This is a genomic window from Virgibacillus salinus, from assembly GCF_900102415.1.
GTDB lineage: Bacteria > Bacillota > Bacilli > Bacillales > Amphibacillaceae > Lentibacillus > Lentibacillus subterraneus.
Genome location: NZ_FNKD01000005.1, coordinates 145643 through 160753 on the forward strand (window position 1 = coordinate 145643; position 15111 = coordinate 160753).

The window sequence follows — 15111 nt, forward strand, 5'->3', positions numbered from 1 at the left end:
TCCTCCAGTAAAAATTATTAACATCTCGTATAAGAAATTTCAGTTTGACCGCTTTCTTTTACAGGATAATTTCCTGTCATACATGCAGCACAAATTCCTTGATGGAGTGTTTTATCTTTTATGATTGCTTTTTCTAATCCATCAATCGATAAATAAGAAACACTTTCAGCACCAATAATTTCACAAATTTCATCAACGGAGTTGTTCGCTGCAATTAACTCTTTTCGTGTTGACATGTCAATACCGTAATAGCACGGATTTTGAATAGAAGGAGAAGCAATTCGAACGTGAACTTCTTTGGCACCGGCTTCTTTGAGCATTTGAACAATTCGTCTGCTTGTCGTTCCGCGAACAATTGAATCATCTATCATCACAATCCGTTTTCCTTCAACAATTCCACGTACTGGTGCAAGCTTCAGTTTCACACCTTGTTCACGCAGCTCCTGGGAGGGCTGGATAAATGTTCTTCCAACATAACGGTTTTTGATGATTCCCATCTCATAAGGAAGTCCGCTTTCTTCGGCAAAACCAATCGCAGCAGAAATGCTGGAATCCGGAACACCAATTACCATATCTGCCTCAGCAGGAGACTCCTTGGCAAGCTCCATTCCCATCCGTTTTCTGGAAGCATGGACATTCACTTCATTTAAGTCACTGTCCGGTCTCGATAAATAAACATACTCCATCGCGCACATTCTACGTTGCTCACGCATTGCAAAACGGGTTGATTCTATTCCTTTATCACTAATCGTTACAAGCTCCCCTGGTAACACTTCACGGATAAAAGTAGCTCCGATTTGGTCGAATGCGCACGTTTCAGATGCAACAACATAAGCATCTCCAAGTTTTCCAATCGATAAAGGCCTGATTCCGCTTGGGTCAAGCGCGGCAAACATTTTATCTTCTTTTAAAATTAAATAAGCATATGCTCCAACAACTTTATTTAGCGCACTGGAGATAGATTCCTCATTCGTTTCCATACCATTTCGTCTTATTAAATGAGCAAGTACTTCTGTGTCGGAAGAAGTTTGTAAAATACTTCCTTCGTCCTCAAGCTCTCCTCGCAGTTTTTGTTCGTTCATGAGATTCCCATTATGTGCTAAAGCCATACTCCCTGTTTGGGAACGGAACAGTAATGGCTGGACATTTTCGACTCCCTTTCCACCTTGTGTGGAGTAACGAACATGCCCAACAGCCACATTTCCTGTTAGGTCGGAAAAATTCGCATGCTTGAACACGTCGTTGACTAAACCCAACCCTTTATGGGCTTTTAATTCCATGCCATCATTTACAACAATCCCAGCACCTTCCTGTCCGCGATGCTGCATCGAATGCAGTCCATAATACGTAAGTTCTGCTGCCCTTTCATGACCCCAAATTCCAAATACACCGCATTCTTCGTTTATGCCTTTGATTTCAGCAAGCATGGAATAGCTCCTTTCCATAATTCGTGAAGTGCTCTAGCATCTTCCTCAATAACAACCCTGTCTTTGGTTCGGACGATAAATTGAGCATTAGCCGTTACAGATCCAATCTCTGTTGCATGATCGATTATGTTTTCAAACTGCTCTTTATCCTCAGGTTTAACAGTGACAAGAAATCTCGATTGTGACTCGCTGAATAATGAAGCAGTTTGATTTCCGGAGACTTCCACATCTACTCCTAATCCTTTTCCGTTAAAAGTACCCTCAGCTAGCGCTACGCCCAATCCGCCTTCAGCCAAATCATGGGCTGATTGAACAATGCCTTGCCGGATGGCTTTCAATAACTGCTTCTGACGTTCCGCTTCTATTTGCAAATCAATTGATGGAGCTTTCCCTTCGTATTTTCCTTGAATAATATTCTGCAGCTCACTGCCGCCAAACTCAGCCTTTGTATCGCCAATCAAGTATACGGAGTCCCCTGCCTGTTGGAAAAAGCTTGGTGTAAGATGTTCTAGCGATTCGATTAATCCGACCATCCCAACGACCGGCGTCGGAAAAATTGAATTCCCTTTAGACTGGTTATATAATGACACATTACCGCTTATAACTGGCGTATCGAGAATGCGGGAAGCTTCACTCATCCCCTCAACACTCTTTTCCATTTGCCAAAATACTTCCGGATTTGTTGGATTGCCAAAATTTAAACCATCCGTTAAGCCCAGTGGCCGAGCTCCTGAACAAACTAAATTTCGGGTCGCCTCTGCAACTGCAATTTTCCCGCCAGTTTCTGGATCCAGGTAAATATAACGGGAATTACAATCGGTCGTAATTGCTAAGGCTTTATCTGTTCCTTTAATACGTACAACAGCTGCATCCGATCCAGGCGTTACAACTGTGTTCGTTTGAACCATTGAGTCGTATTGGTCATACACCGATTCCTTGCTTGCGATAGTAGGCTGCTGCAGAAGTTGTTTTAACATTTCAGCATGATTTTCGACTTTGAGAATTTCGTTTTTCATTTCTTGAAATGCTTTCACATATGACGCTTCCTTTGATGGCATCTGATAAACTGGAGCTTCCTCTGCAAGTGCATCAACTGGAATATCTGCAACAAGTGAGCCATGCTGTTTAAGGCGAAATACCTTTTCCTTAATAACCTCACCAACTGCTGTTGCCGCAAGTCCGTATTTTTCGAATATATCAATAATTTCCTGTTCACGTCCCTGTTTCACAACAAGCAGCATCCGTTCTTGGGATTCAGAAAGCATTAATTCATATGCATTCATATTTTGCTCGCGCTGCGGTACAAGGTCCAAATTCATTTCCAATCCAGTCCCAGCCTTACTCGCCATTTCGCTTGCAGACGATGTAAGTCCTGCCGCTCCCATATCCTGCATTCCTACTAATGCATCAGAATGGATAACTTCCAGGCATGCCTCAATTAATAGTTTTTCCATAAAAGGATCGCCAACCTGTACTGCCGGACGATCTTTATCCGAATCCTCAGCTAAGTCACCTGAAGCAAATGTTGCGCCATGGATACCGTCTCTTCCTGTTGCTGCTCCAGCATAAATTACTGTATTCCCAACACCTGATGCGATGCCCTTTTGAATTTCATCGTGATTTATCAATCCAATACACATTGCATTTACAAGCGGGTTATCCTCATAGCTATCATCAAACTGTACCTCTCCACCAACAGTTGGAACACCGACACAGTTGCCATAACCTGCAATGCCATGAACGACTTCCTGGAACAGGTACTTAACACGGTCTGTTGTCAGATTGCCAAAGCGCAATGAGTTCATCAAAGCAATCGGCCTTGCTCCCATTGAAAATACATCTCGGATAATACCGCCAACTCCAGTGGCAGCACCTTGATATGGTTCAACTGCCGATGGATGATTATGGCTTTCTATTTTAAAAACAACCGCCTGATCATCCCCGATATCGATGACGCCAGCACCTTCACCTGGCCCCTGCAGAACATGGTGACCCTTAGTTGGGAACTTACTTAACAGTGGCTTTGACGTTTTATAGCTGCAATGTTCCGACCACATGACTGAAAATATTCCAGTCTCGGTAAAGTTCGGTCTACGTTTTAGAATATTTTTTACCATGTCATACTCTTGGTCACTTAACCCCATATCCAGGTATAACTTTTCCTGTTCGATTTTCACCGGGCTGATATCACCTGTTAACAGCATAGGATTCCCTCCAATTTTTGACTACTGACTGAAATAATCTAAGTCCATCATCACTGCCCAACAGCTCTTCAACTGCCCGCTCCGGATGTGGCATCATACCAAGAACATTGCTTTGTTTATTGGTAATTCCGGCAATATCTGCAACCGACCCGTTTGGATTATTTTCGTACGTAAAGACGATTTGATCATTTGCTTTTAAATCGGCTAATGTCTGTTCATCGCAAAAATAGTTTCCTTCACCATGAGCAATTGGAAAACGAACGATTTCCCCCTTTTCATATCCTGTAGTAAATTGGGTTTGATTGTTCGCCACAACCAATGGCTCCTGATGGCACATGAATGCCAGATTTTTATTACGGAGCATTGCCCCTGGCAAAAGCCCTGCTTCTAGTAAAATTTGGAATCCATTACAAACGCCTAAAATCGGCTTGCCCTTTTCAGCATGTGCTTTAATCTGCTGCATCACATTTGACGTTGAAGCAACCGCACCTGAGCGAAGGTAGTCTCCATACGAAAATCCACCAGGTAAAAGAACTCCGTCATAGTTTTCGAGATTGCTATTTTCATACCAGACTAAATCAGCATCTGCTTTCAGAACATCTTTGGCAGCATGATACATATCACGATCACAATTCGACCCCGGAAAAACGATTACAGCAAACTTCACGATTGGACAGCCTCCTCCACATTAAAGCGATAATCTTCAATTACCGGATTTGCCAAAAGTTTGTCGCACATTGCTTTGACACGTGCTTCAATATCAGCATCGTCCTCCATGGTCAGTTCAATGTATTTACCTACCCGGGCTTCTTCTACTTCCGGAAATCCTAATGAATGTAACGATGTTTGAATTGCCTTCCCCTGAGGGTCGAGTACACCTTGTTTTAACGTAACGTGCACGGTAACTTTTTTCATGATTTTGCCTCCAATCGTCGAAAAATTTCCTGATATACTTCGAGCAAATCACCAGTACCATGGCGGAATACATCCTTATCCAATTTCTCATTTGTGGTACTATCCCAAAGTCTGCATGTATCTGGCGAGATTTCGTCTGCAAGCACCATACAGCCACTTGCCAAGCGTCCAAATTCAAGCTTAAAATCTACCAATTCAACATCTATTTTCTTGAATACCGCAGTTAACTGCTTGTTTATTTCCAATGCTTTCTCTTTTATTTCCTGTAGTTCAGTGGATGTGACATTACTTAAGTAAAGCGCGTGCTCATCATTAATTAACGGGTCACCCAATTCATCGTTTTTATAAAAAAGTTCGATAATTGGCGGGTTAAATTTTGTTCTCTCTTCAATCCCCAGACGCTTTGTAATACTTCCTGTTGCCAGGTTACGTACAACAACTTCCAATGGAATGATTTCTGTTTGATGGACAAGCTGTTCTGTTTCACTTAATCTTTCAATAAAATGAGTCTGAATATTTTTGTCATGAAGAAGTGGAAAAATAAGTGACGATATATCATTGTTCAACTGCCCTTTGCCTGTAAACGACGCCTTCTTCTCTCCATTAAAAGCTGTTGCATCGTTTTTGTAAGCCAGCACTAGTTGTCCTGGTTTATCCTTTGCCTGGTAGACACGCTTTGCTTTTCCCTCATATAACAGATCAGCTTTCATCATTTCACCTCAAGTCCGATTCGGTTGAAAATTGCATCCACATTTTTAAGGTGGTACGTATAATCAAAACAATCATCGATTTCAGCCTGTGACAGTTTCGTACTAATCTGTTCGTCAGCCTCAACCAACTGCTTAAAATGAGTTTCAGTCTCCCATGCATGCATTGCCTTTGGCTGTACAATGTCATAAGCAGCTTCACGAGCCATACCTTTTTCAATTAATGCCAGAAGCACACGCTGTGAAAAAATAACGCCATGTGTTTTATCAATATTACGTTTCATGTTTTCCGGGAAAACGGTTAGCTTTTTAACAATGTTAGAAAAGCGATTCAGCATATAGTTCAAAGCAATTGTTGAATCTGGCAAAATAACGCGTTCTGCTGAAGAATGGGAAATATCGCGTTCATGCCATAACGAAACATTTTCGAATGCTGTTACCATTTGACCACGTAAGACCCTGGCCATCCCGGTCATGTTTTCTGATCCAATTGGGTTACGTTTATGCGGCATTGCGGAAGATCCCTTTTGACCCTTAGCAAAGAACTCTTCAACCTCGCGCGTTTCTGTCTTCTGCAGGCCACGGATTTCAGTAGCAAATTTCTCGATTGATGTTGCAGCAAGCGTGACTGCAGATACATATGCAGCATGACGATCACGTTGTAATGTCTGAGTTGAGACAGGTGCTGGAGTCAGACCAAGTTTTTCACAGACATACTGTTCAACGAATGGATCAATATTTGCATAAGTTCCAACTGCACCTGAAAGTTTCCCGAACTCCACGCCTTTTGCAGCCATTTCAAAGCGCTCCAAATTTCGTGTCATCTCCTCATACCAAAGAGCCAATTTCAAGCCAAATGTTGTAGGCTCAGCATGGACGCCATGTGTTCTTCCCATCATGACAGTATGTTTATGTTCGATAGCTTTATTTTTCAGTATTTCAATAAATGCATGAAGGTCTTTTCGGATGATTTCATTTGCTTGTTTCAATTGATAGGATAGTGCCGTATCTACTACATCTGTAGAGGTTAAGCCGTAATGCACCCATTTGCGTTCATCACCTAGCGTTTCTGACACAGCACGCGTAAATGCAACAACATCATGTCGTGTTTCCTGTTCAATTTCATAAATCCGCTCAAGGCTAAATGATGCATTTTGACGAATCTTTTTCACATCCTCAGCTGGAATAACTCCCAGCTCACTCCAGGCTTCACATGCTAAAATTTCCACCTCAAGCCATGCGTTGAACTTATTTTCCTCTGTCCAGATTGCACCCATTTCTTCTCGTGTATAACGTTCAATCATTTTTTTGCCTCCTCATATGCAGTAAGTCTTGCACGGACATCATCCTGTGTTTTTTCAATAAAAGTAATGTGCCCCATTTTACGTTTAGCCTTCACGCCTTCTTTCCCATACAAATGAACAAAGCCGTTATCCAGTCCAGGCAACATTCGTAAAACATCATTCATATCGTCACCAAGTATATTTACCATTCCAGCAGGCTGCAGCAATGTAATTGGCATTAGACTTAACCCGCAAATTGCTCGAATATGCTGCTGAAATTGTGAAATATTACATGCTTCAATGGTGTAGTGTCCAGAATTGTGCGGTCTTGGTGCCATTTCATTGAGAAAAATATCTTCATCCTTAACGAACATTTCAAGCGCAAATGTACCGACAATGTTCATTTTTTCCGCAAGTACTTTTGCAGCATCGACAGCTTTTCCATTAACGGTTTCACTAATCAGCGCTGGTACCGTTGTTTGATATAAAATGTGGTCTTGATGCTTATTCTCTGCAATTGGAAAAAAAGTAATATCACCTGACTTTGTACGGGTGAAAACGACTGAAATCTCTTTATCAAACGGTATCCACTGTTCGATAATGCATGTGCTATTTTGATCAGCAAATTCACAAGCTGCCGTAATATCGTCTATTGAATTTAGTTTAAGCTGTCCTTTGCCATCGTAACCGCCGCTGCATGTTTTAATTACTGCTGGAAATGACATAGTTTTCAAAGCTTTATTCGCATCTTCACCATTTGAGACTATTGAAAAATCAGGTACTGGCAAGTTTGCATCCTTCATGATTGTTTTCTCTTTTTCCCGGTTTTGGGTGACTTCCAAAGGGTATGCTCCTTGTGGCAGCTTACCATGCTGCTCGATATACCCTGCAGCATCAAGATCAACATTTTCAAATTCATATGTCACAACATCACTTAGTTCTGATAACTTCTTAATACCATTCATATCATCATAGGGTGCAGTGATTTGCTGATCTGCTACCTGAGCAGTCGGACAGTTTGGTGTTGGATCAAGGACTGCAACTTTATATCCCATATATTTTGCAGCAATTGCCATCATACGCCCAAGCTGTCCGCCGCCAATGATTCCGATTGTTTGAGGTGGGATGATTACCTTATTCTTTTGCAAGATCTTCCCTCATTTCTGCAACATTTTCCTGTAATTCTTCGCGGTACATTTTCAATCTTTCAGCTACTTTTTCTTCAAAAGACCCAATGATTTGGGCAGCAATGATTCCAGCATTTTTCGCACCTGAATTGCCAATTGCAACCGTTGCGGTTGGCACCCCGCCAGGCATCTGCACGATAGAAAGAAGCGAATCCAGACCATTTAGTGCTTTACTCTGGATCGGAACACCAATAACAGGTAACGTCGTTTGAGCTGCAATCATTCCAGGTAAATGCGCTGCACCACCTGCTCCAGCAATGATTACTTTCAAACCACGTTCGCGTGCAGATTTGGCATACGTAAACATTTCATCTGGCGTACGATGAGCTGAAATCACATCCTTCTCATATGGAATGTCTAGCTTACTCAACATATCGCATGCATGCTGCATTGTTTCCCAATCTGATATACTTCCCATTATCACACCAACTTGAACCATCAAATCCCTCTCTCCCTGCTTAGAAAACTTGGCTTATCGCCATGCCTTAACTGCTAAATTAGAAAACTTGGCATTCGCCATGCCTTTGGGCGAATTGCCTTAGTTGCACTTATGCAGTAAGAAAGGAGTTATACTTTCTTAACTGCTAAAAAAGTCTATTCCTCTCCCTCAAAAACTTGAGAGAAGATGAATAGACTTTTTTCACGACATCTTAAAACGGATCGTTGCTATACAACGATTCATCCTCCCTCATAGTCCAGCATTTATGGTGCTTGGTAGAAACTTTTGAGCCATATTCTCAAAAATATATGAGGAACCGTATTTATTTGTTGGTTTTAGCATATCAAACCAGCTTCTAAAATGTCAATAAAATATCGAACAATAGCGAATAAATATAATTTAATGTTCGGATTTTATTGATGAATACCTTAGGAACTCACCATTTTCCTGCCATTAACATGGATAACCTGGCCAGAAATACAGGAAAAACATCAGAAGCAAGATAAACATATGCAGACGCTAGTTCATACGGTTGACCTGCTCGTTTCATAGGTACATCAGTGCCAATTTTTTTGCAATGTAGTCATCAACAAGATGGAAATACCTTTCCGTCTCAACACCAGGTTCACTGAATCAGCCTTCTATATAATTACAATCGAATGAGTGATACGAAAAGTGGCATTAAAAAGCTATTTTCAAATAAATTCTTGCTTTTGCCATACAATGAAGCTTCACAAGTAGTTGATGTAAGACTGGGAACCGATTCGTAGTATTTAGTGAGGTTCGCTGACCACGCAGTGCGCACCAAATAGGGCGAATCGCCAACCGCCCTAAGATGCGCATAGTGGTGTATTTCCGGAGCGGTATCATAGCACCAATTATTTTTTCATATTACGTCGCAGTTTATATCAATAGAAACAATCTTTTAGAAAACTGCCTTAAAAAATAAATAATAAGTGACACTTTTTCCATTCGAGATTCGATTGTAGTTATAGAAAGATAATCGAACAGGCTGCAACCTGTTCGATTATCTACTTATTATTCTTTTAAATCTTCATCATTTTGCTTTGGGGGCTGCTGTTCCTCTTGCGGTTTTGCTTCACCTGGATAGTTCTTTTTTTGATTAAACAGTCGGCCTTTTCGTACTTGTTTAACCCAGAAACCTCCGTTAATCTGTTTTGGTTCATACGAAATAATAAATGCTTTAGGATCTATTGTCTTAATTGTTTCATATAGTATCAGCTCATATTTTCTTGGTGTCAGAATTTGCATGGCAAGACGATCGCCTTCCATTCCATAGGCAAACCAGCTTGTCACGCCATACCCTTTATCCCTTAGCTTTCTTGTGAATTCGATATTCGGATCGGACGAGATAACATTAACGGTAATATAGCCTAATGCAAGCTTTTCCTCAATTTTTGTACCGACAATAACGCCAATTCCAAAACCAAGCGCATACGCAATAAGGTTTTGTATTTCATTTAAATTATCCAAAACCAGTCCAAGTCCAACAACATAAATAACCACTTCAAACATGCTAACAAATGCCGCTATATACCGTCGGCCTTTTAGTGTCAGGATCATGCGAATTGTTGATAACGATACATACACTATATTTATGATAAGAATGATTGCCACCATGATATATGCATTTTCCAGCAACATTAACCCTCCTAGATCTCTTACTGCAGAAATACGTTACATTCAATAATACTCACCTAACGCCTAGCTAATGCATACATTATAAAGTAATTCTATCCAACTTTAAACGAGGTGTCTTCATGGATCCTTTTAAACAAATGTCTGATTGGCGAAAGAACATGGATCATTTTTTTGGTGATCAATTCTGGAATGAATTTGAAGGGGTTATAAAACCTACTATTCCACAGATCAATATTTATCAGTATGACCATGAACTTATATGCATTGTTAATATCCCAGGTCTAACCGATTTAAACAAAGTTGATATCTTTGTAGATTACGCAAGATTGGAACTTAAAGGTGCTATAGACATTTCCTATACAGGTGGTACTGTGGTCAAAGAAGAAATACTTCAAGGTGTGTTTGAACGTGAAATAACGTTACCATTTCCTGTACGAAGAGATAAAATAAACGCAACATATAAAGATGGTTTGGTATTTATTCAGCTGCATAGACTCATATCGGATGAAAGCGGTCGGAACAAGGTGAACGTTCAAATAGTAGAGCATGATTAGACTTTGTTCGGCCCAAACACACGCTTTTCAACTGATGAACTCTTACCTTTCAGCCTCTTATTTAGTGTGTTTTTCCAACTATAAGCTAATAACTCACATGAAGCAAGTTCATCAGCTGCTTTTAAATCTTCTTTGTTGAAATGCATGACTTCGTTGCAGGCAGCAATTGTCCAATGAGGATATGGCCGTTCGAGTAATTCAAGTTCCAGTCCTGCTTCGGCATATCCTTCCTGCAGCACTCGAAAATACCAGCCTGTCCGCCCACTATTTTGTATACGTAGTGCAAAATCCATTATACGAAAACGACGCGCAGGCTTCCAGCAAGGCTGCCTCGGCTGCGCAACCTGAATAATGCTTTCACCGAATTGGTACGTATCACCTATGCAAATAGTGAATTCATCTGCATTATCCAGTGACAAATTTTCACCCATTGCACCGATTCCAATTGAATTTAATTCTAAATCCTTCTGCCAATAGGAATAATGCTCTTTTGGATAAGCAAATACAGCTTTTTCTGGGCCACCGTGGTTTTTATTGTCCGCCACTTCATCTTCAACAAATCCAGCGTCTCCAAGCCATATTCTGTCGTCTGATTCACTTTTAAACATGCCAGTCTCCCACAGCCTATCCATGCGATCTTCTGCATGAGCATCTCCTAAACGCTTTACTTTTCCAGTTAATAATTTATCTACATAAGGTCTAGTCATAACGCCACGTCACCTCTTTTTATTTACATTGTATCTTTATTGATGAAAAAATGAAAATAGCACGGAGCCATATTTTGGATTTTAGTAATTCAGTTGGTATAGATGGATGTTCTGGATTTCTGCGATCAAACTTGCGGGGGTCCTCGTTCGTGGGTCTCTGCTAGGAATTGCTATCCCGTTTTTCAACAGGAGTCTCAAAAATTCCAGTCTCAAAACGCCAATAAAAAAGCCTAAGCAGTATTAGAACTCTTATTTGGCATCACTTATCAACCTGGGATCTGATATATCAACCTGAAATACGATATATCAACTTCAATTGTCAGATATCAACTTGGAACATGCTATATCAACCCAAATTGTGTTATATCAACTTGGAATACAGTATATCAACCTCAATTGCAGGATATCGACTAAATTCACTGAATATCAACCCAAACAGGGGTACGAACGAAAAGCTTGATTGTTCATTTGCGGAATGTGAGGTGCAGCCCTGCTATCAAGAGTTCCCCTCCTTGCTATTTCACATAGAAAAAGCGGTTCAATTAAGGGGGCAATCACGTGTTGTACTCCCAATTAAACCACTTTAATCAAAATTCCGCGTTTTTTTAATTCATTTCCATTACTTTTTCTTTCAATACGACCTTATTAATTTTTCCAACATGAGTTTTCGGTAATTCTTCTAATAATAGAAACTTCCTGGGCACTTTATATCTAGTCAATTTATTCTCACAATAGATTTTCAATTCTGTTTCAGTCATTTTTTCAGTGGGCACAACAAATGCTACTACAATTTCTCCCCACTTATCATCAGGTAAACCGAGAACTGCAGCTTCACTTATATTGTCATTAGATTCAAGCCAATGTTCAATTTCTAGTGGATAGACATTCTCTCCCCCGGTAATAATCATGTCTTTCTTACGCCCAACAATATATACATAACCCTCTTCGTCTTGTCTTGCTAAATCTCCAGTATGCACCCAACCATCAATAATCGTTTGATCTGTTTTTTCCTGCTTATTCCAGTAATATTCGAACGAATGATTCCCTCGTATCAGGAGTTCACCAACCGTTTCACCACCAACTTTTCCTCCCTTTTCAGTGATAATCTTTATATCATTGAAAAGCATAGGTTTCCCAACTGACCCCATTTTCTGTTCCGTGTCAGCAGGATCTATATAAAAATTATTCGGTCCCGCTTCTGTTAAGCCATAACCCTCTTTAAATGGAATTCCTTTTTCACGAAAAGCCTTGTAAATATCGTGGGGACATGGAGCACCACCAGATAGGAATACTTTCATTTTCGGAAAACTTGCTTGTTGGAATGCTTTAGTACGAATCATCATGTGATACATCGTTGGTACACATAAAACGATCGTACATTCATATGTAATTAGATCATTGACTGCTGTAGATGCTTCAAATTCTGGTGAAATGACAACCTTTCCACCAACAAGCATTAGTGGTAAAGATAATGCGTTTAGTCCGCCTGTATGAAACATCGGCAGGCAAGTTAATGTTATGTCTTCGTTTGTTAAGTTCCAGCTGATTATGGTGTTCATTGCATTCCACAAAATTGACCGATGTGACAAGACGGCCCCTTTTGGCTGGCCAGTCGTTCCACCAGTGTAAATCATGGCTAGTGCGTCCGTTTCATCCGGTTCGTGTACCTCTGATAAAGTACTAGAGGTCTGCAAGCGATCGATATAATTATTATTATCAATTTCTATTAAGATATTATCTATTTCAGTCTGAGTTAAATTACCCTGAAACTGTGGGTCAATACCTATTAATTTTGGTGAACAATCCTGGATTACGTAACGTAATTCATCAATTGATAGCCGCCAATTCAATGGTACAAATACTGATCCAATTTTCATACAAGCAAATATGAAATCAAAATAACTAATATGGTTGGAGGCTAACAATGCAATTCTATCACCCTTTTGAATATCATTTTCGATAAAATATTGTGCTAAACGCTCCGCTCGTTCATTAAGCTGTTTATATGTCCAGGTGTGATTTGTTTTTGCATCAACCACGGCCTTTTTTTCAGGAAATAAATCCACCCGACTCTGAAACCAATCTAATGCACAATGCATTACTACCCCTCCATTGCATCTCTAAGTATATTACAGTAAGTATAGAAGGTTGGAGTTACATGATGGTTACAGTTAAACACCTCTTTGTGAATGCTGTAAGAAAAGATTTATACCTTCTTACTGCCAAAAAGAGCGTTCCAATACTGGAACACTCCTCTGTCTTACATCATAATTCCACCATCAACGTGCAGGACATGACCATTAACATAGTCTGCTTCATTTGAAGAAAGGAACAAGTAGGCGTTAGCTATATCCTCTGGACGCCCTAATCGTCCCATTGGAATTTGTTCCTTCATTTGATTAATCACTTTATCTGGCACGCCAGCAACCATTCCGGTTTCCGTGAACCCTGGAGCAACTGCGTTGACATTTACCCCTTTTCTTGCAAGCTCTTTTGCCCACGTCTTAGTCATGCCAATAATTCCAGATTTAGCTGCCGCATAATTAGTCTGCCCGACATTTCCATAGGTGCCTGATACGGAAGAAGTATTGACTATTTTTCCTTTTCCCTGCGCAGTCATGGACTGCATGACAGCCTGCGTACAATGGAACACACCATTCAGATTTACATCAATTACTTGCTGAAATTGTTCTGGTGTCATTTTTGAAAGCATCGCATCTCTTGTAATTCCAGCATTATTGATTAATATATCAACCTTTCCATAAGTCGATAATACTTCGTCGACCATCGCATCAACGCTTTCTCGATCAGCTACATTTACTTGAACGAATGTACATTTCATACCTTCTGATTGAAGTTCACCTTCTCGCTCTTTACCACTAGCTTCATCAAAGTCAGCAATAACAACCTGCGCCCCTTCATTTGCAAAAGTTCGTGCTGCTTGTAAGCCGATGCCGTTTGCTGCACCTGTAATAATGGCTACTTTATCTTGTAATCTATTCATCTTTCTACGTCCTTTCTGCTATGCATTAGTCTTTTGTTAAAGAAAATTGGCTTATCGTCACGTATAAATGGCGAAAGCCTTAATTGCATTTATGCAGTAAAAAAAGTATTTATACCTTCTTACTGGTTAAAAAAAAGTCTTCCATGAGTTCCAAAAGATTGTCAAGATCATCAATCAGTGGTGAATGTCCACTTCCGGTTAGTTCTTTGTAAGTTGCTTTTTCTCCATAGTCCTCGATGAGCTCATCTGTCATTTGTTTTGTAACAACAAGGTCTTCATCGCCCCAGGCAATTAATACCGGGATGCTTATATTCTTGATTTTGTCTTGACCTTTCGTAAGCCCGTTATGAACATTGCTTAGATTGAAGATATTTAACACTTGATACGTCTCAGCAAGATTTCGCTGTGTTGTCATGTCAGCCAAATATTTTTCATACCTTGCTTGATTAGGCTTATCTTTTCGGTAAATTAACATATCCCACGTTTGCTTGAGTAAATCGAAGTTCTTTGTGTCATATGCATTTTGAACAACTTTTGTTTTGCCATCCTGCTTAACTTGCTCCAACGTTTCAAGACGATTTGATGTTACTGGCAATCCATCTGCTCCAGTTTCAAAGTAAGCATATCCTCGTGAAGATGCGGAAGCTAGTAAAAATAGATGTGTCGCATAATCAGGATAATCAGCACAAAACTGCTGGGCAACTGCTCCTCCCAGCGACCATCCTACAAGTGAAAAGTCCCGCAATCCAATTTCATCAACAAACAGTTTTAAGTCATTCGAGAAATCCATTATCGTTTCTATCGGCTTGTTGTAGGATGATTCACCAAACCCACGCAAATCTACTGCATATACTTTAAAGTCTGGTGATAGATTTTCAATTACCAAGTCCCAATGAACCGATGATGTCATGTTCCCATGAACAAGTAACACGTTCTTATCTCCACCCTTTCGTTCACGATAAGCGATTTCTTCACCATTCGACAATAAAACCTTGTTCAGCAATACGTTTGACATAAGACTA

General features: G+C 40.2%; 14 protein-coding genes, 1 pseudogene and 1 riboswitch. Of the genes and pseudogenes, 1 reads left to right on the forward strand and 14 read right to left on the reverse strand.

Annotated elements, in window-relative coordinates; genetic code table 11:
- Positions 1 to 17 precede the first annotated feature (17 nt).
- The 10 genes and pseudogenes from purF to BLS02_RS17875 form a co-directional block, all read right to left on the reverse strand.
- Positions 18 to 1427, reverse strand: a complete 1410-nt coding sequence (gene purF / locus BLS02_RS17835) for an amidophosphoribosyltransferase (protein WP_092494382.1) — start codon at positions 1425 to 1427, stop codon at positions 18 to 20.
- Entirely contained in the window at positions 1403 to 3631 is a 2229-nt protein-coding gene (gene purL, locus BLS02_RS17840) for a phosphoribosylformylglycinamidine synthase subunit PurL (RefSeq protein ID WP_092494383.1), read from the reverse strand. The genes purF and purL overlap by 25 nt, the downstream gene beginning before the upstream one ends.
- Positions 3615 to 4298 carry a phosphoribosylformylglycinamidine synthase subunit PurQ gene (gene purQ / locus BLS02_RS17845; protein WP_092494384.1) on the reverse strand — a complete coding sequence of 228 codons (684 nt, stop codon included), beginning with the start codon at positions 4296 to 4298 and terminating at the stop codon, positions 3615 to 3617. The genes purL and purQ overlap by 17 nt, the downstream gene beginning before the upstream one ends.
- Complete coding sequence (purS, locus tag BLS02_RS17850) at positions 4295 to 4546, reverse strand: phosphoribosylformylglycinamidine synthase subunit PurS (protein WP_092494385.1); 252 nt, start codon at positions 4544 to 4546, stop codon at positions 4295 to 4297. Before purS ends, purQ begins: the two co-directional genes overlap by 4 nt.
- A complete protein-coding gene (gene purC / locus BLS02_RS17855; protein ID WP_092494386.1) occupies positions 4543 to 5256 on the reverse strand; it encodes a phosphoribosylaminoimidazolesuccinocarboxamide synthase in 714 nt (237 codons plus the stop codon). The genes purS and purC overlap by 4 nt, the downstream gene beginning before the upstream one ends.
- The gene (gene purB, locus BLS02_RS17860) at positions 5256 to 6557 is read right to left on the reverse strand and encodes an adenylosuccinate lyase (RefSeq protein ID WP_092494387.1); all 1302 of its coding nucleotides are present in this window, start codon (positions 6555 to 6557) and stop codon (positions 5256 to 5258) included. The genes purC and purB overlap by 1 nt, the downstream gene beginning before the upstream one ends.
- Positions 6554 to 7684: a 5-(carboxyamino)imidazole ribonucleotide synthase gene (gene purK / locus BLS02_RS17865; RefSeq protein ID WP_092494388.1), complete on the reverse strand. Its 1131-nt coding sequence runs from the start codon at positions 7682 to 7684 to the stop codon at positions 6554 to 6556. The genes purB and purK overlap by 4 nt, the downstream gene beginning before the upstream one ends.
- A complete protein-coding gene (purE, locus tag BLS02_RS17870) occupies positions 7671 to 8162 on the reverse strand; it encodes a 5-(carboxyamino)imidazole ribonucleotide mutase (protein WP_175559535.1) in 492 nt (163 codons plus the stop codon). Before purE ends, purK begins: the two co-directional genes overlap by 14 nt.
- Positions 8163 to 8394: 232 nt before the next feature.
- Positions 8395 to 8494, reverse strand: a riboswitch (purine riboswitch).
- A gap of 96 nt (positions 8495 to 8590) precedes the next feature.
- Positions 8591 to 8733: pseudogene (locus BLS02_RS19245) on the reverse strand (SDR family oxidoreductase); the annotation flags it as partial.
- Between the two features lie 467 nt (positions 8734 to 9200).
- Positions 9201 to 9824: a DUF2179 domain-containing protein gene (locus tag BLS02_RS17875; protein WP_245736128.1), complete on the reverse strand. Its 624-nt coding sequence runs from the start codon at positions 9822 to 9824 to the stop codon at positions 9201 to 9203.
- Positions 9825 to 9943: 119 nt separating this feature from the next.
- Between BLS02_RS17875 and BLS02_RS17880 the strand changes: the two genes are divergently transcribed.
- A complete protein-coding gene (locus tag BLS02_RS17880) occupies positions 9944 to 10378 on the forward strand; it encodes an Hsp20/alpha crystallin family protein (protein WP_092494390.1) in 435 nt (144 codons plus the stop codon).
- On the opposite strand, the gene BLS02_RS17885 is transcribed toward BLS02_RS17880, so the two are convergent.
- The 4 genes from BLS02_RS17885 to phaZ form a co-directional block, all read right to left on the reverse strand.
- Positions 10375 to 11085 (reverse strand): MOSC domain-containing protein, encoded by a 711-nt coding sequence (locus BLS02_RS17885; RefSeq protein ID WP_092494391.1) that lies wholly within the window; start codon positions 11083 to 11085, stop codon positions 10375 to 10377. The genes BLS02_RS17880 and BLS02_RS17885 overlap by 4 nt on opposite strands.
- A gap of 605 nt (positions 11086 to 11690) precedes the next feature.
- Positions 11691 to 13184, reverse strand: a complete 1494-nt coding sequence (locus tag BLS02_RS17890) for a class I adenylate-forming enzyme family protein (protein WP_092494392.1) — start codon at positions 13182 to 13184, stop codon at positions 11691 to 11693.
- Between the two features lie 161 nt (positions 13185 to 13345).
- On the reverse strand, positions 13346 to 14089 hold the full coding sequence (fabG, locus tag BLS02_RS17895) for a 3-oxoacyl-ACP reductase FabG (RefSeq protein ID WP_092494393.1): 744 nt from the start codon (positions 14087 to 14089) through the stop codon (positions 13346 to 13348).
- 109 nt (positions 14090 to 14198) lie between these two features.
- Positions 14199 to 15104 (reverse strand): intracellular short-chain-length polyhydroxyalkanoate depolymerase, encoded by a 906-nt coding sequence (gene phaZ, locus BLS02_RS17900; RefSeq protein WP_092494394.1) that lies wholly within the window; start codon positions 15102 to 15104, stop codon positions 14199 to 14201.
- Between the last annotated feature and the right edge of the window lie 7 nt (positions 15105 to 15111).

Coding starts and splice junctions, on each gene's coding strand:
- BLS02_RS17880 (WP_092494390.1), top strand. CDS start 9,944: ATGGATCCTTTTAAACAAATGTCTGATTGGCGAAAGAACATGGATCAT.
- purC (WP_092494386.1), bottom strand. CDS start 5,256: ATGAAAGCTGATCTGTTATATGAGGGAAAAGCAAAGCGTGTCTACCAG.
- purS (WP_092494385.1), bottom strand. CDS start 4,546: ATGAAAAAAGTTACCGTGCACGTTACGTTAAAACAAGGTGTACTCGAC.
- phaZ (WP_092494394.1), bottom strand. CDS start 15,104: ATGTCAAACGTATTGCTGAACAAGGTTTTATTGTCGAATGGTGAAGAA.
- purB (WP_092494387.1), bottom strand. CDS start 6,557: ATGATTGAACGTTATACACGAGAAGAAATGGGTGCAATCTGGACAGAG.
- purL (WP_092494383.1), bottom strand. CDS start 3,631: ATGCTGTTAACAGGTGATATCAGCCCGGTGAAAATCGAACAGGAAAAG.
- purE (WP_175559535.1), bottom strand. CDS start 8,162: ATGGTTCAAGTTGGTGTGATAATGGGAAGTATATCAGATTGGGAAACA.
- fabG (WP_092494393.1), bottom strand. CDS start 14,089: ATGAATAGATTACAAGATAAAGTAGCCATTATTACAGGTGCAGCAAAC.
- BLS02_RS17885 (WP_092494391.1), bottom strand. CDS start 11,085: ATGACTAGACCTTATGTAGATAAATTATTAACTGGAAAAGTAAAGCGT.
- BLS02_RS17890 (WP_092494392.1), bottom strand. CDS start 13,184: ATGCATTGTGCATTAGATTGGTTTCAGAGTCGGGTGGATTTATTTCCT.
- purF (WP_092494382.1), bottom strand. CDS start 1,427: ATGCTTGCTGAAATCAAAGGCATAAACGAAGAATGCGGTGTATTTGGA.